Raw genomic sequence first — 20781 nt, 5'->3', positions numbered from 1 at the left:
CGCCGCTTTTACCGCTAGTCTGCGGACATCTGCAATGCCGACAACAGCCTTCTACAAGAGCCCGGCGATGACTGATCTGTCCCGAATCCACGGGCCTGCCAGCGTGGTGATTCCGACCCTGGAAGGCCGTTTCTACAGGCCCCCGCTACCTGACGGCTACGTGCTGCGCCCGCGCCTGTGCGAACGGCTGAATGCCGGCCTGGACGGGCGACTGCTGCTGGTCTGCGCCCCTGCGGGGTTCGGCAAGAGTTCGTTGGCGGTGGAGTTCTGCCAGGGCCTGCCAGCCCATTGGCAAAGCCTGTGGCTGGGCCTGAGCCCAAGGGACAGTGACCCCGGGCGCTTCCTGGAACGGCTGCTGGACGGCTTGCAGCAGTACTTTCCACAGCTCGGCGGCCAATCCCTCGGTTTGCTGAAAATGCGCCAGCGCCATCAACCCTTTGCCTTTGAAGAATGGCTCGATGGCCTGCTCGATGAGCTGGCGGTGCACCTGTCTACGCGCTCGCCTTTGTTGCTGGTGCTGGACGACTACCACCTGGCCCAGGGGCCGGTGCTGGATCGCTGCCTGCAGTTTTTCCTCAACCATTTGCCCGATGGGCTGTTGGTTATGGTTACCAGTCGGCAGCGCCCCGATTGGCACCTGGCGCGCCTGCGCCTGTCGCGGCACCTGCTGGAACTGCATGAGCAAGACCTGCGCCTGACCCATGACGAATCCCTGGCTGTGCTGGATGGGCACAGCAGTGCGTTGCGCGGCGAGGCGTTGGAAAACTTGATCCGCCGTAGCGAGGGTTGGGTCGCCGGCCTACGCTTCTGGCTGCTGGCGGCCTCCGAAGCTGGCAGTGACGGCGCCTTGCCCCAGAGCCTGCACGGTGGTGAAGGGCTGATTCGCGATTATTTGCTCGAAGAAGTCATCGATTGCCTGCCCGTGGAGGTGCAAGGGTTCCTGTACGACACGGCCTCCCAGGAGCGCTTTTGCAGCGAGTTGTGCGACGCGGTGCGCGAAGCCCATGACAGCGCAGAAATCCTGCGTTATCTGCAGGCTCACCAGGTATTTCTGGTACCTCTGGATGAACAAGGCCATTGGTACCGTTATCACCATTTGTTTTCGGACCTGCTGCGTACCCGCCGCGAGAAGAACGCTACCTTGCCGCCGGCCAGCTTGCACTTGCGCGCCTGCCGTTGGTTCAACGCCCAGGGGTTGATCGACGAAGCGGTGGAGCAGGCGCTGCGGGCCGGTCACCTGGATGTGGCGGCGAACCTGGTGCAGAACCTGTCCGAAGAGCAGCTGTTGGCGGAGCAGAATGTCGGCATGCTGCTGCGCTGGAAGATGGACTTGCCCGACAGTCTGCTGATCAGCACACCGCGCTTGATCGTGCTGTATAGCTGGGCACTGGGGCTGGCGTGCCAATTGGATGCGGCGCAGGAGCTGTCCAGCTACCTCAGCCGCTTCCTGCCGGCGCCATCGGCCACCGCGCAGAAATCCATGCTGGCCCAATGGCTGGCACTGAGCGGGATCATTGCCCGGGGGCGCGGGGATCGCGAGTTGACCCAGCGCTATTGCCATGAGGCGTTGGAAAGCCTGCCGCAAAAGCGCTACGGCCAGCGCCTGATGTGCCTGTCGACCCTGTCCAACCTGGCCATAGTCGATGCCGACCTGTGGCGCGCCCGGGGCCTGAACCGCGAATCCCTGGAACTGGCGCAGCGCGTCGGTAACCCACTGTTTGAAGCTTTGGCTCATTACGACCGGGCCCGCGTGCTGCAGGCGCGGGGCGAGATCCTGCGCTCCCTGGACGAAGTACGCCAGGGCCTGGAGCGCCTGCACGGCCTGGCACCCCAACGGCTGTACGCCGTGCGCGCGCGGTTGTCGCTCTATGAAGGCTACCTGCTGCTGGCGCGTTACCAACCCGAAGCCGGCCTTGTGCGCTTGCGCGCCGGCTTGGCCGAAGCCCGCGCTTGCCGGGACATCAGCGTTTTGATCGGGCATTGCGTGATCGCCAACTTCGAAGGCCGGCGTGGCGATTTTTCCAATGCCTTTGCCGAGCTGGCCGAAGCCGAGCGCTTGATGCATATCTGGGACGTGCCGCCAATCTACTATCTGGCGATGATCACCCTGATCAAATGCGAATTGTGGCTGGCCCAGGGGCGCACTGACTTGGCCGATGCCTGGCTGAGCCGGCTCGGGCAGACCTACAACGGTGAGCACGCCGCCGCCGCCCCGGAGTTTCATCCGCACCTGCCACAGCATATCGAGCTGCAACAAGCTGCCCTGGATGCCACGCGCCATCAGCCCGACATTGCACTGCAACGCCTCGAACGACTGGCGCAACAGGCCCATGACAGTGGGCGCCAGATGATTGCCCTGATGGCCATGACCCAGCAGGCACAGCTCCTGCTGGAGTGTGGCCAGGAGGCCAAGGCCAGGACGGTATTGGCTCGCGCACTTGAAGCTGGTGCAGGCGGCGCGCTACAGCCATTTCAGCGGTTGCTGGAGGGTTACCCGGACTGGATGCGCGAGCAGTTGGGCAAGGAGGCCCAGGGCCTGCTGAACCAGAGCTTGCTGGCGCTGCTGCCTCAAGCCCGTGTGGTCGAGGCCTCGCCTCATCAAGAAACCCTGAGCACGCGGGAACTGGCGGTGTTGCAATTGATTGCGCAAGGCTGTTCAAACCAGGAAATCAGCAACCAGCTGTTTATCTCCCTGCATACGGTGAAGACCCACGCCAGCCATATCAACAGCAAACTCGGCGTGGAGCGTCGAACCCAGGCGGTGGCGCGAGCCAAGTCCATGGGCCTGCTGGCCTGAGTGCATCGCGGTTTATTGGGCGGCAGGGCAGCCTTTGAGTGACGTGTCGACCGTCTGATTGATCAACGCCGCGAAACGCTTGAGGTTGTTCTGGTGTGCCACCACCAGCTCGTCGATGCTCGGCCCTGCGGGTGACTGCAAGGTGCTGCGACAAGTCAGGGCCGGGCGATCACCGTTGACCTGTCGCAGGCGCCAGCGCACGTCGAGCAACGCGTACCGCCCGGGGACCGAGTCAAAACGCTGTACTTCAACGCGCAAGGCCACAGCCTGCTGCGGATTGCTATTGGCCAACTGATCCACCAACGCGCTCCTCAGCTCGTCGGCGAGGCTGGCAGCCCACCACTGGGTTTCAAGAATCGCCAACCCACTGTCGCCCTGGCGCACCACTATCTGCGCGCGGTCAACCTGGGGCGGCACACTGATGCTGTCAATGCGCACGCCGCCGGCATCCGCTCGCGAGCTGTTGCTCCAGTGCACCGGGGTCAGGGTGTGGAAGGCAATGGGTTCACTGCGACACGCTGCGAGCAGCAGCAGGGAGGTCAGCAGCGTGATCTTCAACGGCAACGTCATGGCGGCTCCAATGGTCATTTGCGCGGTGGTCCTTGCAGGTCGGTCGGCGCGGCGTTATCGGGACGACCGCGAATCAGCGACTCCGGATGCCGGCCAAGGTAATCCGAGAGTTCGCGCAAGGAGCGCGACATGCGCGCCAGTTCATCCAGGGTCTGCGTCAGTTGTTCACGCTGCGGCGAGTCTTCGGCCAGGGTAGAACTGGCTGATTGGAGGGTCTTGCTCACGTCGGCCAGTGTCGTCTGAACACCCGGCAGAGTCTTGGCGTTGAATTGCGCCAGCCCCTTGCGCAGTTCGACCAGGCTGGCGTCGAGGTTGCCGGCGATGCGCTCGACAGGCAGTTGGCTGAGCTTGTTGACGATGCCTTCGAGCTTCTCCTGCAACTGTTCCAGGTTGCCGGGGATCGTGGGAATGCCAACCGGACGTTGGTTGGGGTCAAAGGCGACTTTCTCGGCTTTGGGGTAGAAGTCCAGGGCGATGTACAACTGGCCGGTCAGCAAGTTACCGCTGCGAGCCTGGGCGCGCAGGCCGTTTTCGATGAAGCTGCCGATCAGGCGCACGCCAGCCGCCTCATCGTCAGGGTTATTGTTCATGGCCTTGAGCAGCTTGGTGTGGGCTTCGCCGAGCAGTTGCGGATAGATCACGATGCCGACATTGACCGGAAAGCTGCGTTTCTTCGCATCGAAATCCAGGTTGATCGACACCACTTTACCGAACTCGACGCCGAGGAATTCCACCGGCGCGCCGACTTTCAGCCCGCGCAGGGCCTGGTCAAAGCGCAGGACCATGTATTGCCCCTTCCCATTGGGCGGGGCGAGGGCGCTTTGCTGGTCTTCGAACAGTTCAAAACCGCGGTTTTCCTCGGCTGGCTTGTCGTTGGGGTTGTAGGGTGGGGCCTGGAAGGAGATCCCGCCCATCAACATGGACGACACGGATTCGGTCTTCAACGCAAAGCCATTGGCGCCGACGCTCAAATCGATACCGCTGGCATTCCAGAAGCGGGTGTTCTCGGTGACATACAGGTCATTGGGCGCATGCACGAAAATTTCGATATTCACGCCCTTGCCTTCGCTGTCCAGCTCATAGGCCACCACCTGGCCCACGGGGATTTTGCGGTAATAGACCGGGGAGCCGATATCCAGCGACCCCAGGCCCTGGGTATGCAGGGTAAAGCGCTTGCCTGGCTCGCCGTAGGTGATGGGCGGCGGATTTTCCAGGCCTGTGAACTGTTTGGCGCGGGTCTCGGACTGGCCGATATCGGCGCCGATATAGTCACCGGAGAGCAGGGTGTCGATGCCGGATACGCCGCCTGCGCCGATACGTGGGCGCACCACCCAGTACTTGGAATCTTCGCGGGTGAAACTTTCCGCCTGCTTGGACAACTCGACGGTGGCGTTGACGCTTTTCTGGTCATCGCTCAATGCGACGCCTGTGACTTGGCCAATCACCACGTTGCGGTATTTGACTTCGGTCTTGTTGGCGACCAGGCCACTGCCGGTCTTGAAGTTGAGGGTGATGGTCGGGCCTTGTTGCATGACGCTGTGAATCACCAGCGAGATGCCCACCAACACAGCGACAATCGGTACGATCCACACCAGTGAAACGCTGAAGCGACGCGTCTTGATCGCAGGCTTGCCTGCTGGGGTGTCAACGTCGTGTGGCGTCATCCGAACGCTCCTCATAGTGTGGGTTTTCCCAGATAAGCCGTGGGTCGAAACTCATGGCCGCGAGCATGGTAAACACCACCACCAAGCCAAAAAACAGAATGCCCAGGCGCGGCTCGATCGTGCCCAGGGCCTGGAACCTCACCAGCGCGGCCACCAGTGCGACCACGATCACATCGAGCATTGACCAATAGCCGATCAGCTCGATAAACCGGAACAGCTTGGAGCGCTCCTTGCGCGCCCACAGGCTATTGCGCTGCACGGTGACCAGCAACAGTGCCAATGACACGAACTTGATGCCCGGCACGGCGATGCTGGCGATGAAAATGATCAGGGCAATGTCCCAGGCGCCATGCTGCCAGAACTCCAGCACGCCGCTCATGATGGTGCTGTCCGCCCCCGAGCCGAGCATGGTGGTGTTCATCACCGGCAGTAAATTGGCCGGTACATAAAAGGCGAGGGCGGTGAGCATGTAGGCCCAGGTTCGGGTCAGGGACTGAACCTTGCGCCGGTGCAAGGGCGCGCCGCAGCGGTCGCACTCGGTGGGCTCTTGAAGCATGTCGCAGGCCTGGCCGCAGGTGTGGCAAAGGCACAGGTTGAGCTCGCGGGCAGTGGGCGGTGAATTCATACGGTGTCCCACAGGTCGCGCACATCGCGCCCGGCAATGCGGATCAGCAACAGGCTGAGGGCGGCCAGGGCAAACAGGCCGGTGCCGGGGATTACATCCAGCATACCGGCCAGCTTGAACACCGCGACCATCGCACCCAGCAGGCAGACTTCCAGCATGCTCCAGGGCCTGAGGGCTTCCAGCCAGCGCATGCACAGCTTGAATGCCGGCGAGCGTCGGCCGGCCAAGGCGAAGCTCAATACCCAGATCAGCAACAGCAGTTGAAACACCGGCGCGATAATGATGGAAATTGCCGCCACCAACGCAATAAACGTGATCGGCCCCAGGCTCAACGCCACTACCGAATCCCAGAGCGTCGCGCTGTTTTTCAAGCCCTGCAGGCTGATGCTCATCACCGGGTAAAAGTTGGCGAAGGTCCACAACACCGCTGCGGTTACCGTCAGGGCCAGGCGTTGTTGCACCGTCAGGCCGTTATGGCGCTGCAATACGCCCGCGCAGCGTACGCACAGGGCGGTTTGATGTTTGGCGAGCGTGACTTTTTCGTACACGCAGTCGCAGTGTTCGCAGATGACCTGCTGTTGATTCGCCATACGTCTTGCTCCAAACGCGACACGCTGCGGTCCTGGCTGTTGCTGGGTTCGATGGCGCTTGAGTAGCTTAGCATTTGATGCAACGCAAATTCGATGCCTTCCAGATCTGGGGCAAGGTCAACCATACTGTGTCAGGAATGCCATAGAGCTTGCAGGAACGTCCCATGCTTAACCAGAAAAGCCTGTTGATCCGCGAAACTTTCCCCGTCGGCCCGTTGCAATGCAACTGCACCATCATCGGTGACCCGATCAGCAAAAAAGCCATTGTGGTCGACCCGGGCGGCAACCCTGAATTGATCCTGGCGCGGCTCGCTGCCCTGGGCCTCCAGGTGGTGAGCATTATCCACACCCATGCCCATCTGGATCACTTCCTGGCCTCCGGGCAGTTGAAGGAGAAGACCGGCGCGACGCTGCACCTGCATAAAGAAGATCAATTCCTCTGGGACAACCTGGAAATGCAGTGCCAGATGTTTCGCGTGCCCTATGTCCCGGTGCCGTCGCCGGACCGCTGGCTGGAAGATGACGAGGAACTGGCCTGCGGTTGTGGCGTGGCCTTGCACACACCAGGGCACACGCCGGGTTCGATGAGTTTCTGGTTTGCCGATGCCAAGTTGCTGATTGCCGGTGACACCTTGTTCCGGCGCGGCGTGGGGCGCACCGATTTATGGGGCGGCGACCAGGCGACAATCGTGCGCTCGATCAAGCAGCGCCTGTATACGCTGGACGAAGGCGCGACGGTGGTCACCGGTCATGGGCCGGACACCTGCCTGGGCGACGAGATGCGGGAAAATCCCTTCGTGCGCGCTTGATCGTGAATGAGTCTGACAAGCGCTGCAGCAAAAACCCAGGTCGTTTTCTGCCTGCGTCTGCTACGGTTCCTGTAGCGGTGACATTGGCTAACCTTTTGTTACAGCATGGGCGGCGGCCACGGAATTTTTACCGCTGGTCGTGTTCCAAACTCGGCACAGGTCCATTGCCAATGTCCTCTGCATCACAGAATGCAAAAGTAGGAGCTTCCCTTCATGTTTACTCCGCGTCGTCTGCTTGTTGTCGCTACCGCCGTAGCCCTGTTGTCTGGCTGCGCTTCACCTAATCCATATGACGGCAGCCAGGGACAGGCCAGCAATGGTTCCGAAAGCGGTATGAGCAAGACCGCCAAGTACGGCGGCCTGGGTGCGCTGGCCGGCGCGTTGGCTGGTGCGGCCATTGACCATAACAACCGTGGCAAGGGCGCGCTGATTGGTGCAGTCGTCGCGGGTGCCGGCGCCGCTGGTTATGGCTACTACGCCGACCAGCAAGAGAAAAAACTGCGCGAAAGCATGGCCAACACCGGAGTGGAAGTGCAGCGCCAGGGCGACCAGATCAAGCTGATCATGCCGGGCAACATTACCTTCGCCACCAACTCGGACGCGATCTCCAGCAGCTTCTACCAGCCGCTGAACAACCTGGCCAACTCCCTCAAGCAGTTCAACCAGAACACCATCCAGATCGTCGGCTACACCGACAGTACCGGCAGCCGTCAGTTGAACATGGACCTGTCCCAGCGTCGTGCCCAGAGCGTGGCCAACTACCTGACTTCCCAGGGCGTCAGCGCTGCCAACCTGAGCGCCCGCGGTGCCGGCCCGGATAACCCGATTGCCAGCAACTCCGACGTGAATGGCCGTGCCCAGAACCGTCGCGTAGAGGTCAACCTCGGCCCTATCCCCGGCCAGCAGTACGGTCAGCCGGGTCAGCAACAGCAGGTGCCACAGCAGAACAACCAGTTCCAGGGCAATCCATACCAGCAGTACCAATAAACCCTGCTCACTAAAAAGGGCGCCATGCAGTCAATGCACGGCGCCCTTTTTTGTTGCTGTCGATCTACATCAGTCGATGTATTCGAACACCTTGACGATCTTCTGCACACCGGACACGCCCTGTACCAGGTTGGCGGCACGGGTGGCTTCGGCCTGGGTCAGCAGGCCCATCATGTAGACGATGCCGTTATCGGTGACGATCTTGATCCGCGAACCCGGGACCGCACTGTCGGTGAGCATCTGCGCCTTGATCTTGGTGGTCAACAAGGCATCGTTGCTGATGGCCAGCAGGGTGATCGGGTCCATGACCTGCAACTCGTTATGGACCTTCTTGACCCGCTGCACCCCCGCGGCGGCTTGCTCGGCCTGGGCCTTGAGGTCGGCGCGGGGTGTTTGCCCTGCCAGCAGGACGACACCGTTGAAGCTGGTCACCACGATGCGCGATGCGCCGTTGCCCAGGTCGGTGGCGGCCTTGGCGACGTTGACCTTGACCTTGGTTTCGATCAGCGAATCATCAATGGTGCTGCCGAATGTGCGCGTGCCCCTGTCGTCCTGGATGGGGGTGTCCCGTGTGGCGGTGATTGCCGAGCTGCAGCCGCTGATGGCTAGGCACAGCGTAATGGCCATAAGGCTGAGGCGGTTAACGGTCATTCTTCACTCCCGAACAGTTGGCTGTCGATCAGATCGCACAGGCAGTGGATCGCCAGCAGGTGGACTTCCTGGATGCGTGCGGTGACATTGGCCGGGACGCGAATCTCTACGTCCTCGGGCAGCAGCAGCGAAGCCATGCCGCCGCCGTCGCGTCCGGTCAAGGCTACGACAATCATTTCACGATCATGTGCGGCCTGGATCGCCTGAATAATATTCGCCGAGTTGCCACTGGTGGAAATCGCCAGCAACACATCGCCCGGCTGGCCGAGGGCGCGGATCTGCTTGGAAAAGATTTCGTTGTAGCTGTAGTCATTGGCGATCGAGGTGATCGTCGACGAATCGGTGGTCAAGGCAATGGCCGGCAGGCTCGGACGCTCACGCTCAAAGCGATTGAGCAGCTCGGACGAAAAATGCTGGGCATCGCCAGCCGAACCACCATTGCCGCACGAAAGCATTTTGCCTTCGTTGAGCAAGGCGTTGACCATGACCTGACTGGCTTGCTCGATGTGCGGTGCAAGTACGTCCATCGCCTGTTGCTTGGTGTCGATGCTGGCCTGGAAAAGCTGGCGAATTCGGGATTGCATGTCCATCTGTGTGACCTTAAGTAGCGCGGCTGTTTGGCACAGGTAATGTGCAGCCCGCAAAGCAAAGAGCAAAAAGTGTGGGGTGAAGGTGCCGGGTGGGTCAGCTGTCGAAGGCATCCTTGAGCCAGTTCAAATCAGCGGGACCCGATGGTGTGCTTTCCATGGCTACCACATCGAAACGGCAGGGGCTGTCAGCCCAGCGATGCTCTTTTTGCAGGAAGAACTGCGCAGCGAGTATCAGCTTCTGACGCTTGCGCCCGTCGATACTGGCGAGCGCGCCACCCCATTGTGCGTGTTTTCTATAGCGGACTTCGACAAATACTACTGTATCGCCGTCAAGCATGACCAGATCAAGCTCTCCGCGTTTACACAACCAGTTCTGCGCCAAAAGGCGCAGACCCTGTTGTTGCAGGTATTTCAGTGCCTGGAGTTCGGCATCCTTGCCGCTTTGTGCGCTGGACCGCTCGGGCATCAGCGCGGGGTATCTGGAAGGCGCTGGATGTCGCCGCCGACGAATTTCGCCCATGGCATCTGGCGATCAACGCGCTGGTTGGCGCTGATGCCCAGGTTGCCCGAGAGGCCGTCGACACGGGTGTCCGGCAGCGCCTTGAGCTGGCCCAGGCGTGGCGCCAGGCGGTAGGCATCGACACCCATGGCGTACAGGCGGCCCAGGCTGCCATTGGCTTGTGGCCATTGCGCGGCCACCTGGTTGCGCAGCGGGTCGGTGGTATTAAGCAGCCAAGGGGTTTCGCAGAACATCACGTTGGTCATGTCCAGGTACTGGTTGCGGTCGCCGCTGGCACTGAATACGTGGGATGTCGCGTAGACCGGCACATCACCGGCGTACTGGAAGTTCAGGGTCGGCTTGATCTGCTGGGCCAGTTGCGGGGTGACGGCCAGGAAGATGAACTCGATGTCCTGGCGACGCGAAGGCTGGGCGGCAACGTCGGTGCCGACCGTGCTCTGCAGGCTCTTGGCACGGCCTTCACTTTTGCGCAGCTGAAACAGATCGGCGATCTGCTGGGCCAGTGCCACGGGCTGATCGACATATTCGACACCCATGACGGTGCCGCCATTGGCTTCCCAATCCTGGCGGAAGGCCTTGTACACACGCTCGCCCCATTCGCCACGGGGCACCATGGCGGCGGCGCGATGCAGGCCATCGGCGCGGGCACGACGCGACACTTCACGGGCTTCGTCTTCAGCGGCCAGGCCGAACTGGAACAGTTGTGCCGGGCCTTGATCGGTCTCGCTGTAGTTCAGCGCCAGGGTAGTGATCGGCAATTGCGGGCGTGCACTGAGCTGCTTGACCAGTGGTTTTTCCAGCGGGCCAACCACCAATTGCACGCCGGCGGCCTGGGCCTTGGCGTAGAAGTCGTCGAGGGAGGTCATGCGCGAGCTGTCGTAGAACTCAATGATCGGCGCCTTCTGCCCGGCTTGTTCGGCCTGGTAGTGAGCCGCCATGAAGCCTTCACGCAGCGCCTTGCCAACCGAAGCCAGCGGGCCTTCCTGCGGCAGCAGCACGGCAATCTTGTTCAATGGCTGGCTGGCCAGTTCCTTGAGCTTGGTCAGCGGCGTAGGCAGTTGAACCGCGGCCGGGTGGCCCGGGTTCTGTGCGCGCCAGGTATCGATGGCGGCTTGTTGTTGCTCCAGGGTGCCGGCACCCTTGACCGCCTGGGCCAGGGTAATCCAGCCGTCCAGTGTCGGGTTGCCGGTGGCTTGCAGCTGTTCGGCAGGCAACGCAGCAATCAATACCCAGATGGCTTCGTGGTTGCTTGCAGCGGCATCCCCGGTGAGCAGCGGTGCCATGGCTACCCGCTCGCGAGCGGCGGCGAGGGTCTGGCCATCTGCTTCATAGGCGCGGGCATGCACGGTGCCGGTGCGGATCTGCTGGTCTGTCGGCAGCTCCTTCAGGCTTTGCAGGCTGGGATGGTTCAGCGCCGCCAATGCCGCCTTAGGCTGATTACGCGTCATTGCCAGTTCGGCGGCCAGGGTGCTGGCAAATACTTGAGCGGCCGGCTTCAGGACATCCAGGGGCACCTGCGCAAGAATCTGCGACGAGCGGGCAGGGTTGTTCTGCTGGTAGGCCAGGTCAGCCGCACTCAGGCGCAACATGGCGGCCTTTTCTGGCGTCTTGGCGTTCGTTGCCTGTTCGAGCAATTGCTCGATACTGGCATCCGGGGTCCGTGGAAGGTCGCCAAGGCTGGACGAGGGCGAGCTGGCGCAAGCGGCCAGCAAGGCAGCGAGGCAGAGAGCAGCCGCAGGCAAGCGATCATGTAAGTGTTCCTGATACCGATCAAATTAGCGTGGAAGTGTACCCAAGCACTGGCCCAGGCGCGACGTTAGTGGCGTGAAACAGTCGATTTAGGTCGTGCAAATGTTGCGATTAACTAACGGTGGCTGAATCGGCATCCACCGTGATGGCATATTTTCAAGGCGTCTACGCGCTACAATGTTGCTTTTGCCAACCATCGAGGTGTGCGTTTTGACTGCTCCAGGTCCATTGAATTCCACTGCAGGCTCGCTTTTTGTCGTGGCGACGCCCATTGGCAACCTGGACGACATCAGTGCGCGGGCGCTGAAAGTGTTGCGCGAGGTTAAATTGGTCGCGGCCGAAGACACGCGGCACTCCCAGCGGTTGATGCAGCATTTTGGAATCAGCACGCCATTAGCGGCATGCCACGAGCACAACGAGCGTGAAGAAGGCAGCCGTTTCATCACGCGCCTGCTGGCCGGCGATGACGTGGCGTTAATCTCCGATGCGGGTACGCCCTTGATTTCCGATCCGGGTTATCACTTGGTTCGTCAGGCACGCGCCGCTGGTATCAATGTAGTGCCTGTTCCGGGAGCCTGCGCGCTGATCGCTGCATTATCTGCCGCTGGCCTGCCATCGGACCGCTTTATCTTTGAAGGCTTCTTGCCGGCCAAGGCGGTGGGGCGTCGCGCACGCCTGCAAGCGTTGAAGGAAGAGCCGCGCACCCTGATCTTCTACGAAGCCCCGCACCGTATCCTGGAGTGCCTGCAGGACATGGAGCAGGTGTTTGGCGGTGAGCGCCTGGCGCTGTTGGCCCGGGAGCTGACCAAGACCTTTGAAACCCTCAAGGGCTTGCCGCTGGAAGAGCTTCGCGCATTTGTCGAAGGCGACAGCAATCAGCAGCGGGGTGAGTGCGTGGTGCTGGTGGCGGGTTGGACTGCGCCGGAAAATGAAGATGCGGTGGGGAGCGAGGCGATGCGCATCCTCGATTTGCTGCTCAAGGAAATGCCGCTCAAGCGTGCCGCGGCCTTGGCGGCGGAAATTACCGGGGTGCGCAAAAATGTGTTGTACCAGGTGGCGCTGGATAAGCAGAAAGCCGAATAGTTCCGGGGGCGAACCTGTATTGCGTCTGAACGTGATGGCACCGCGGGACTTTTAATACTTGTCCTGACGCCGCCGTGCCGTTAACCTGCGCGGCGGAGAGTCGATTGGACAGTCGCTGCCCTCTATGAAAATTAGGGGGGGGAGGAAAGTCCGGGCTCCATAGGGCGAAGTGCCAGGTAATGCCTGGGAGGCGTGAGCCTACGGAAAGTGCCACAGAAAATAACCGCCTAAGCACTTCGGTGCCGGTAAGGGTGAAAAGGTGCGGTAAGAGCGCACCGCACGACTGGCAACAGTTCGTGGCTAGGTAAACCCCACTTGGAGCAAGACCAAATAGGGTCCCAAGGCGTGGCCCGCGCTGGGACCGGGTAGGTTGCTAAAGATGTCCAGTGATGGCCATCGTAGACGAATGACTGTTCAAGACAGAACCCGGCTTACAGATCGACTCTCCACCTTTTTTCCTTGCGTTCGAATCTCGTGCGCAAACCCGGTAGTAACGCAAGAATCCCTCCCTGCCAAATCATTGGCAGATGCATCTTCGTAATACCAAAAAAATCTTACTCTTAATAAATTACTTTAACTTTAGGTCGTAGCTCTCTGAGCTATTTGCCGTTGTTGAGTCAAAAACATCGTCAAACTCTGGTTTCTCCTCCTTTTACCTTCCTAAATCTCCGTTCTGTAAGGCTTTTCCTTGAATACGCGCCTTGACGGTGTGGTAGGCGCATTCCTATAGTGTGCGCAAGTGGCGGAAAGTGGCACAAAGTGGGTTTTTTGAACGTAAAACGCTAAAATTTGGAGAAACGCATCTGTGTTTCGCGGAGCTAACGCTATCAGTCTCGATGCAAAAGGCCGTCTCGCCATGCCGAGCCGGTATCGTGACGAGCTCATTTCGCGAAGTTCAGGCCAGTTGATCATCACGATTGACGCCGTTGACCCTTGTTTGTGTGTTTACCCCCTCGATGAGTGGGAGTTGATTGAAACCAAGTTGCGCGCGCTGCCTTCATTGCGTGAAGAAAACCGCCGCCTCCAGCGTTTGCTGATCGGTAATGCCGTCGACCTTGAACTCGATGGCAGCGGTCGTTTCCTGGTGCCACCGCGTCTGCGCGAGTACGCCAAGCTCGACAAGCGCGCAATGCTGGTGGGCCAACTGAACAAGTTCCAATTGTGGGACGAAGATGCCTGGGATGCTGTGTCTGCAGCAGACCTGGCTGCTATTCAACAACCGGGCGCCATGCCTGATGAACTGCGTGATTTGATCCTGTGACTATTGATAGCGGCTTTAACCACATCACCGTACTGCTTGACGAAGCCGTCGAGGCTCTCGCCGTACGCGCGGATGGCTGCTATTTGGACGGCACCTTTGGCAGGGGTGGGCACAGCCGGTTGATACTCAGCCAGCTCGGACCCGACGGTAGGCTCCTCGGGTTCGACAAAGACCCTCAAGCGATTGCCACCGGGCAAGCGCTAGCGGCCGAAGACGGCCGCTTTGTCGTTGTGCAACGCAGCTTTGCCGAGTTGGGTGCCGAAGTCGCCGAGCGCGGCATGGCGGGCAAGGTGGCCGGGGTTTTGCTCGACCTGGGCGTGTCTTCGCCCCAGCTCGACGACCCGGAGCGCGGCTTCAGCTTCATGAACGACGGCCCCCTCGACATGCGCATGGACCCTACGCGTGGTGTCAGCGCTGCGCAGTTCATCGCCACGGCTCCGGTGGAAGAAATCGCCCGCGTATTCAAGGAATACGGTGAAGAGCGCTTTGCCGGGCGCATGGCACGCGCCGTGGTCGAGCGCCGTGAAATCCAGCCGTTCGAGCGTACCGCCGACCTGGCCGAAGTGCTGAAGGTCGCCAACCCTGCGTGGGAAAAAGGCAAGAACCCGGCGACTCGTGCGTTCCAGGGCCTGCGCATTCACGTCAACAATGAATTGGGCGACCTGGAAGCCGGCCTTGAAGCCGCGCTTGACGCCTTGGAAGTGGGCGGTCGTCTGGTGGTGATCAGCTTCCACTCCCTGGAAGACCGCATCGTCAAACTGTTCATGCGTCGTCTGGTCAAGGGCGAGTCCGACAACCTGCCGCGCAACCTGCCGGTGCGTTTCGAAGCCTTTGTGCCGAAAATCAAAATCCATTGTAAAGCGCAGTTCGCTTCCGAAGCAGAGCTCAAGGCCAACCCACGTTCCCGTAGCGCCGTCATGCGCGTCGCGGAGAAGCTGCGGTGAGCAAGCTTTTCGCCAAGCCCCTCCCGGGCGGCAGCTTCTTTATGTTGCTGCTGTTTATCGGCGTGCTGGTGTCCGCGATTGCGGTGTCCTACAGCGCCCATTGGAACCGCCAGTTGCTCAATACCCTGTACGGGGAATTGAGCGTGCGTGATAAAGCCCAGGCGGAGTGGGGCCGGTTGATCCTCGAGCAAAGCACCTGGACGGCCCACAGCCGTATCGAAGTGCTGGCCACCGAACAGTTGAAGATGCACATCCCTGGCGCGGCCGAAGTCCGCATGGTGGCGCCATGATGAAACTCGAAGGCGCACTCTACCCATGGCGCTTCCGTCTGATGCTTGGCTTGCTGGCATTGATGGTGGGCGCGATCGTCTGGCGCATCTTCGACCTGCAGGTGGTCGATCGTGACTTCCTGATCGGCCAGGGTGATGCCCGAAGCCTGCGACATATTCCGATTCCTGCGCACCGTGGCCTGATCACCGACCGTAACGGCGAGCCCCTGGCCGTCAGTACCCCGGTGACCACCCTGTGGGCCAATGCCAAGGAGTTGCAGGTCGCGAAGGACAAGTGGCCTGAGCTTGCCGCCGCGCTCGGCCAAGACCGCAAAGCCCTGACCGAGCGCCTGGAAGCCCAGGCCAATAAGGAATTCATCTACCTGGTTCGTGGCCTCACCCCCGAACAAGGCCAGCAAGTGCTCGACCTTAAAGTCCCCGGCGTCTATGGCATCGAGGAGTTTCGTCGTTTCTACCCCGCGGGTGAAACCACGGCGCATATGGTCGGTTTCACCGATATTGATGACCATGGCCGCGAAGGCGTAGAGCTGGCCTATGACGAATGGCTGGCCGGTGTGCCCGGCAAGCGCCAGGTCATCAAGGATCGGCGCGGCAGATTGATCAAGGATGTCCAGGTCACCAAGAACGCCAAGGCCGGCAAGCCCTTGGCGTTGTCGATTGACCTGCGCCTGCAATACCTGGCCAACCGTGAACTGCGTAACGCGATCATGGAGAACGGCGCCAAGGCCGGCAGCCTGGTGATCATGGATGTGAAGACCGGCGAGATCCTTGCCATGGTCAACCAGCCGACCTACAACCCGAACAACCGTCGCAACCTGCAACCGGCGATGATGCGTAACCGCGCAATGATCGACGTGTTCGAACCAGGTTCGACCATGAAAGCCATCTCCATGAGTGCCGCCCTGGAAACCGGGCGCTGGAAACCCAGTGACAAGGTAGAGGTGTATCCAGGCACGCTGCAATTGGGCAAGTACACCATTCGTGACGTGTCCCGCAGCGAAGGCCCGATCCTGGATTTGACCGGTATCCTGATCAACTCCAGTAACGTCGGCATGAGCAAGGTCGCCTTCGATATCGGCGGCGAGGCCATCTATCGCCTGGCGCAAAAAATCGGCCTGGGGCAACCCACCGGTCTCAACTTCCCGGGTGAGCGCGTCGGCAACCTGCCGAACTATCGCGAGTGGAGAAAGGCCGAGACGGCCACGCTTTCCTACGGCTACGGCTTGTCGGTGACCGCGATCCAATTGGCCCATGCATTCTCGGTATTGGCCAATAACGGCCGCATGGTCCCGCTGAGCCTGATCCATGTCGACGAACCGCCGCAAGCCACCCAAGTCATGCCGGAGAACGTCGCCAAGACCATCCAGGGCATGCTGCAACAAGTGATCGAAGCACCGCGTGGCGTATTCCGTGCCCAGGTCCCGGCGTATCACGTGGCAGGCAAGTCCGGTACTGCACGTAAGACCTCGGTGGGTACCAAGGGCTATGCCGAAAACTCCTATCGTTCGCTGTTCGCCGGCTTCGGCCCGATGAGCGATCCGCGCTACGCCATCGTCGTCGTGATCGACGAGCCAAGTAAAGCCGGCTACTTCGGTGGCCTGGTGTCGGCGCCGGTGTTCAGCAAAGTGATGTCCGGCACCCTGCGCCTGATGAACATCACGCCGGACAACTTGCCGCCGACCCAACAAGCCAACGCCGGACCGCCGGCCGCCGCTGTAAAAGCCAATGGAGGGCGCGGCTGATGTCTCTGAGCCTGAACAAGATTTTTGCCCATGCCGGCCGCGATCTGCTGATTCGCGAGTTGAGCCTGGACAGCCGTAATGTACGCGCCGGTGACCTGTTCCTGGCGGTGCCCGGCGGCAAGTTCGATGGCCGTGCGCATATCGCCGACGCCCTGCAACGCGGTGCGGCCGCCGTGGCCTATGAAGTGGAAGGCGCCACCGTGCTGCCGATCACCGACGTGCCGTTGATTCCGGTCAAGGGCTTGGCAGCGCAGCTTTCCGATATTGCCGGGCGTTTCTACGGTGACCCGAGCCGCCACCTCAACCTGGTGGGTGTGACCGGCACCAATGGCAAGACCAGCGTGACCCAATTGGTCGCCCAGGCCCTTGATCTGTTGGGCCAGCACTGCGGCATTGTCGGCACCCTGGGCACCGGCTTTTATGGCGCGCTGCAAAGCGGCCTGCACACCACGCCGAATCCGATTGCCGTGCAAGCGACCCTGGCCGACCTGAAAAAGGCCGGTGCCAAGGCGGTTGCCATGGAGGTCTCTTCACACGGCCTGGACCAGGGCCGAGTTACGGCCCTGGCCTTTGACGTAGCGGTGATGACCAACCTTTCCCGCGACCACCTCGATTACCATGGCACCATGGAGGCGTACGCCGCTGCCAAGGCCAAGCTGTTTGCCTGGAATGACTTGAAATGCCGGGTGGTCAACCTCGACGACGCATTCGGCCGTCAACTGGCTGGCGAAGACAGCGAAGCGCGCCTGATCAGCTATAGCCTGCAGGACACCAGCGCATACCTGTTTTGCCGTGAAGCCCAGTTCAATGACGAAGGCGTGCGCGCCACCTTGGTCACGCCCCAGGGCGAGCATCATTTGCGCAGCACCCTGCTCGGGCGTTTCAACCTGAGCAACCTGCTCGCCGCCATCGGCGCGTTGCTGGGCCTGGATTACGCTCTGGATGAAATCCTGCGCGTGCTGCCGAAGCTGGAAGGCCCGGCTGGCCGCATGCAGCGCCTGGGTGGCGGCACGCAGCCGTTGGTGGTGGTCGATTACGCCCACACCCCGGACGCCTTGGAAAAAGTCCTTGAGGCCTTGCGCCCGCACGCCAAGGGCAAATTGCTCTGCCTGTTCGGCTGCGGCGGTGATCGTGACCGCGGCAAGCGTCCGTTGATGGCCGAGATCGTCGAGCGTCTGGCTGATGGTGTAGTCGTTACCGACGATAACCCACGCAGCGAAGACCCGAGCCAGATTTTCGACGACATCCGTGTCGGCTTCAAAGATGCCGCCAAGGCCACTTTCGTTGCCGGCCGCGGTGCCGCCATTGCCCGGTTGATTGCCAGCGCTGGTGTTGACGACGTGGTGGTCCTGGCGGGCAAAGGCCACGAGGACTACCAGGAAATCAACGGCGAACGCCATGCCTTCTCCGATCTGGTCGAGGCCGACCGCGCCCTGACCGCCTGGGAGGCCGCCCATGCTTAAGGCGATGAAGTTCAGCGAACTGGCCCAGGCCCTGTCGGCCCGTGTACTGTCGAGCGACTGCACGTTCACCGGCGTCAGTATCGACAGCCGCAATATCCAGCCGGGGCAATTGTTTGTCGCGCTGTCAGGCCCGCGTTTTGATGGTCACGACTACCTCAACGAAGTCGCCGCCAAGGGTGCCGTCGGCGCCATGGTGCAGCGCGAAGTGGCAGACTCCACTTTGCCGCAACTGCTGGTTGCCGATACCCGCTTGGCCTTGGGCCAATTGGGTGCGCTCAACCGTGCCGCCTTCGATAAGCCGGTAGCGGCCGTCACCGGCTCCAGCGGCAAGACCACGGTCAAGGAATTGCTCGCCGGTGTCCTGCGCACTCGCGGGCCGGTACTCGCCACCCGTGGCAACCTGAACAATGACTTCGGCGCACCGCTGACCCTGCTTGAACTGGCCCCGGAACACACCGCGGCAGTGATCGAGCTGGGCGCTTCGCGTATCGGCGAAATCGCCTACACCGTGGCGCTGACCAAGCCCCACGTTGCAATCATCAACAACGCCGGTACCGCCCATGTCGGCGAATTCGGCGGCCCGGAAAAAATTGTCGAAGCCAAGGGCGAAATCCTTGAAGGCCTCGACGCCGCGGGCACTGCCGTGCTTAACCTGGACGACAAGGCTTTCGAGACCTGGCGTGTACGCGCCGCCGGTCGCAAGGTGCTGACGTTTGCGGTGTTGAATGCGGCCGCCGATTTCCATGCTTCCGACATCCGTGTTGACGCTCGTGGTTGCCCGTCCTTTACCTTGCACACCCCGCAAGGCGACGAGCACGTGCAGTTGAACCTGCTGGGCAACCATAACGTCGCCAACGCCCTGGCCGCCGCCGCCGCCGCCCATGTGCTGGGTGTGTCGCTCTTCGGTATCGCAACGGGCCTGGGCGCAGTGCAGCCGGTCAAGGGCCGCACCGTAGCGCAATTGGCCAGCAACGGCATGCGCGTGATTGATGACACCTACAACGCCAACCAGTCTTCCGTTTGCGCCGCCATAGACCTGCTCAAGGGTTTCGATGGTCGCAAGGTGCTGGTGCTGGGGGATATCGCCGAGCTGGGCGACTGGGCCGAGCAGTCCCATCGCGAAGTCGGCGCTTACGCCAGCGCCAAGGTCGACGCGCTCTACGCGGTCGGCCCGAACATGGCGCACGCCGTTAGTGCCTTCGGCCCTGGTGCGCGGCATTTCGCGACGCAGGCTGAATTGATCCAGGCGCTGGCCGCTGGTGAACGCGATAAAAACACAACCATTTTGATCAAGGGATCGCGCAGCGCGGTGATGGAAAACGTCGTCGCAGCCTTGTGTGGCTCAAGTACGGAGAAACATTAATGCTGCTGCTGCTGGCTGAGTATCTGCAACAGTTCCACAAAGGCTTCGCGGTCTTTCAGTACCTGACCCTGCGCGGGATCCTGGGTGTGCTGACCGCGTTGTGTTTGTCGCTGTTCCTGGGGCCGTGGATGATCCGCACCCTGCAGAACCTGCAAATTGGTCAATCGGTTCGCAATGACGGCCCTCAGTCGCACCTGTCCAAGTCCGGCACCCCGACCATGGGCGGTGCGTTGATCCTGTCGTCCATCGGCATCAGCACCTTGCTCTGGGCAGACTTGCACAACCGCTACGTGTGGGTGGTGCTGCTGGTGACCCTGTTGTTCGGCGCCATCGGCTGGGTCGATGACTACCGCAAGGTGATCGAGAAAAACTCCAAGGGGCTGCCAAGCCGCTGGAAGTATTTCTGGCAGTCGGTGTTCGGTCTGGCCGCGGCGATCTTCCTGTACACAACGGCCCCAAGCGCAGTCGAGACCACCCTGATCATCCCGATGCTCAAGGACGCCAGCATTCCCCTGGGCATCGGTTTCGTGGTGCTGACCTACTTCGTGATCGTCGGCTCCAGCAATGCGGTCAACCTGACTGACGGCCTCGACGGCCTGGCGATCATGCCGACGGTGATGGTGGGCGGCGCGCTCGGCATCTTCTGCTACCTGTCGGGTAACGTGAAATTCGCTGAATACCTGCTGATTCCTTATGTACCGGGCGCGGGTGAGTTGATCGTGTTCTGCGGCGCGCTGATTGGTGCCGGCCTGGGGTTCCTGTGGTTCAACACCTACCCCGCACAAGTCTTCATGGGCGACGTCGGCGCACTGGCGCTGGGCGCAGCCCTGGGCACCATCGCGGTGATCGTCCGCCAGGAAATCGTGCTGTTCATCATGGGCGGCGTGTTCGTGATGGAAACCCTGTCGGTGGTCATCCAGGTGGCTTCCTTCAAATTGACCGGGCGTCGCGTGTTCCGCATGGCACCGATCCACCACCACTTTGAACTCAAGGGCTGGCCCGAGCCACGCGTGATTGTCCGCTTCTGGATCATCACCGTGATTCTGGTACTGGTCGGCCTTGCCACCCTGAAACTGAGGTAGA

General features: G+C 61.1%; 19 protein-coding genes and 1 other RNA gene. 12 read left to right on the top strand and 8 right to left on the bottom strand.

The window, feature by feature from the left end; genetic code table 11:
- Window positions 1-67: 67 nt before the first annotated feature.
- The gene (locus BLU48_RS20635) at window positions 68-2797 is read left to right on the top strand and encodes a LuxR C-terminal-related transcriptional regulator (protein ID WP_057021538.1); all 2730 of its coding nucleotides are present in this window, start codon (window positions 68-70) and stop codon (window positions 2795-2797) included.
- Between the two features lie 12 nt (window positions 2798-2809).
- Here BLU48_RS20635 and BLU48_RS20630 read toward each other — a convergent pair whose 3' ends face one another.
- The 4 genes from BLU48_RS20630 to BLU48_RS20615 are packed head-to-tail and all read right to left on the bottom strand — an operon-like array spanning window position 2810 to window position 6246.
- A complete protein-coding gene (locus BLU48_RS20630; RefSeq protein WP_231988981.1) occupies window positions 2810-3385 on the bottom strand; it encodes a PqiC family protein in 576 nt (191 codons plus the stop codon).
- Window positions 3382-5031, bottom strand: coding sequence for a PqiB family protein (locus tag BLU48_RS20625; protein WP_056845497.1), 1650 nt, complete (start codon window positions 5029-5031; stop codon window positions 3382-3384). The genes BLU48_RS20630 and BLU48_RS20625 overlap by 4 nt, the downstream gene beginning before the upstream one ends.
- Window positions 5012-5656, bottom strand: coding sequence for a paraquat-inducible protein A (locus tag BLU48_RS20620; RefSeq protein WP_057021537.1), 645 nt, complete (start codon window positions 5654-5656; stop codon window positions 5012-5014). The genes BLU48_RS20625 and BLU48_RS20620 overlap by 20 nt, the downstream gene beginning before the upstream one ends.
- Complete coding sequence (locus tag BLU48_RS20615; RefSeq protein ID WP_043050535.1) at window positions 5653-6246, bottom strand: paraquat-inducible protein A; 594 nt, start codon at window positions 6244-6246, stop codon at window positions 5653-5655. Before BLU48_RS20615 ends, BLU48_RS20620 begins: the two co-directional genes overlap by 4 nt.
- A gap of 164 nt (window positions 6247-6410) precedes the next feature.
- On the opposite strand from BLU48_RS20615, the gene BLU48_RS20610 reads away from it, so the two are divergent.
- A complete protein-coding gene (locus BLU48_RS20610) occupies window positions 6411-7055 on the top strand; it encodes an MBL fold metallo-hydrolase (protein ID WP_057021536.1) in 645 nt (214 codons plus the stop codon).
- A gap of 213 nt (window positions 7056-7268) precedes the next feature.
- Entirely contained in the window at window positions 7269-8042 is a 774-nt protein-coding gene (locus BLU48_RS20605) for an OmpA family protein (protein ID WP_046070956.1), read from the top strand.
- A gap of 69 nt (window positions 8043-8111) precedes the next feature.
- Here the strand turns inward: BLU48_RS20605 and BLU48_RS20600 are convergent, their stop codons facing one another.
- The 4 genes from BLU48_RS20600 to BLU48_RS20585 all read right to left on the bottom strand — a co-directional run bounded on the left by BLU48_RS20600 (window position 8112) and on the right by BLU48_RS20585 (window position 11545).
- Window positions 8112-8693: a BON domain-containing protein gene (locus BLU48_RS20600; RefSeq protein WP_043050538.1), complete on the bottom strand. Its 582-nt coding sequence runs from the start codon at window positions 8691-8693 to the stop codon at window positions 8112-8114.
- Complete coding sequence (locus tag BLU48_RS20595) at window positions 8690-9283, bottom strand: phosphoheptose isomerase (protein WP_007904374.1); 594 nt, start codon at window positions 9281-9283, stop codon at window positions 8690-8692. The genes BLU48_RS20600 and BLU48_RS20595 overlap by 4 nt, the downstream gene beginning before the upstream one ends.
- A 94-nt stretch (window positions 9284-9377) precedes the next feature.
- Window positions 9378-9749: a YraN family protein gene (locus BLU48_RS20590; protein WP_046070957.1), complete on the bottom strand. Its 372-nt coding sequence runs from the start codon at window positions 9747-9749 to the stop codon at window positions 9378-9380.
- Entirely contained in the window at window positions 9749-11545 is a 1797-nt protein-coding gene (locus BLU48_RS20585) for a penicillin-binding protein activator (RefSeq protein ID WP_138233647.1), read from the bottom strand. Before BLU48_RS20585 ends, BLU48_RS20590 begins: the two co-directional genes overlap by 1 nt.
- Before the next feature lie 184 nt (window positions 11546-11729).
- Here BLU48_RS20585 and rsmI point away from each other — a divergent pair, with 184 nt between their 5' ends.
- The 9 genes from rsmI to mraY all read left to right on the top strand — a co-directional run bounded on the left by rsmI (window position 11730) and on the right by mraY (window position 20780).
- Window positions 11730-12635: a 16S rRNA (cytidine(1402)-2'-O)-methyltransferase gene (gene rsmI / locus BLU48_RS20580; protein WP_164484812.1), complete on the top strand. Its 906-nt coding sequence runs from the start codon at window positions 11730-11732 to the stop codon at window positions 12633-12635.
- A 96-nt stretch (window positions 12636-12731) separates the two neighbouring features.
- Window positions 12732-13085, top strand: an RNA gene (rnpB, locus tag BLU48_RS20575) — RNase P RNA component class A.
- A 355-nt stretch (window positions 13086-13440) separates the two neighbouring features.
- Window positions 13441-13896 carry a division/cell wall cluster transcriptional repressor MraZ gene (mraZ, locus tag BLU48_RS20570; RefSeq protein ID WP_003171868.1) on the top strand — a complete coding sequence of 152 codons (456 nt, stop codon included), beginning with the start codon at window positions 13441-13443 and terminating at the stop codon, window positions 13894-13896.
- The gene (rsmH, locus tag BLU48_RS20565; RefSeq protein WP_057021535.1) at window positions 13893-14840 is read left to right on the top strand and encodes a 16S rRNA (cytosine(1402)-N(4))-methyltransferase RsmH; all 948 of its coding nucleotides are present in this window, start codon (window positions 13893-13895) and stop codon (window positions 14838-14840) included. The genes mraZ and rsmH overlap by 4 nt, the downstream gene beginning before the upstream one ends.
- Window positions 14837-15130, top strand: a complete 294-nt coding sequence (gene ftsL, locus BLU48_RS20560) for a cell division protein FtsL (protein WP_003171871.1) — start codon at window positions 14837-14839, stop codon at window positions 15128-15130. Before rsmH ends, ftsL begins: the two co-directional genes overlap by 4 nt.
- Entirely contained in the window at window positions 15130-16872 is a 1743-nt protein-coding gene (locus BLU48_RS20555; RefSeq protein ID WP_164484468.1) for a peptidoglycan D,D-transpeptidase FtsI family protein, read from the top strand. The genes ftsL and BLU48_RS20555 overlap by 1 nt, the downstream gene beginning before the upstream one ends.
- The gene (locus tag BLU48_RS20550; protein WP_057021534.1) at window positions 16872-18335 is read left to right on the top strand and encodes a UDP-N-acetylmuramoyl-L-alanyl-D-glutamate--2,6-diaminopimelate ligase; all 1464 of its coding nucleotides are present in this window, start codon (window positions 16872-16874) and stop codon (window positions 18333-18335) included. Before BLU48_RS20555 ends, BLU48_RS20550 begins: the two co-directional genes overlap by 1 nt.
- Window positions 18328-19698, top strand: a complete 1371-nt coding sequence (locus BLU48_RS20545; protein ID WP_057021533.1) for a UDP-N-acetylmuramoyl-tripeptide--D-alanyl-D-alanine ligase — start codon at window positions 18328-18330, stop codon at window positions 19696-19698. The genes BLU48_RS20550 and BLU48_RS20545 overlap by 8 nt, the downstream gene beginning before the upstream one ends.
- A complete protein-coding gene (gene mraY, locus BLU48_RS20540; RefSeq protein WP_004371987.1) occupies window positions 19698-20780 on the top strand; it encodes a phospho-N-acetylmuramoyl-pentapeptide-transferase in 1083 nt (360 codons plus the stop codon). Before BLU48_RS20545 ends, mraY begins: the two co-directional genes overlap by 1 nt.
- The last annotated feature ends 1 nt before the right edge of the window (window position 20781 follow it).

The organism is Pseudomonas synxantha, from assembly GCF_900105675.1.
In the GTDB taxonomy this organism is placed as follows: Bacteria; Pseudomonadota; Gammaproteobacteria; order Pseudomonadales; family Pseudomonadaceae; genus Aquipseudomonas; species Aquipseudomonas synxantha.
Note: the sequence above shows the minus strand (reverse complement) of the source record. Positions and strands in the feature narration are given on the sequence as shown.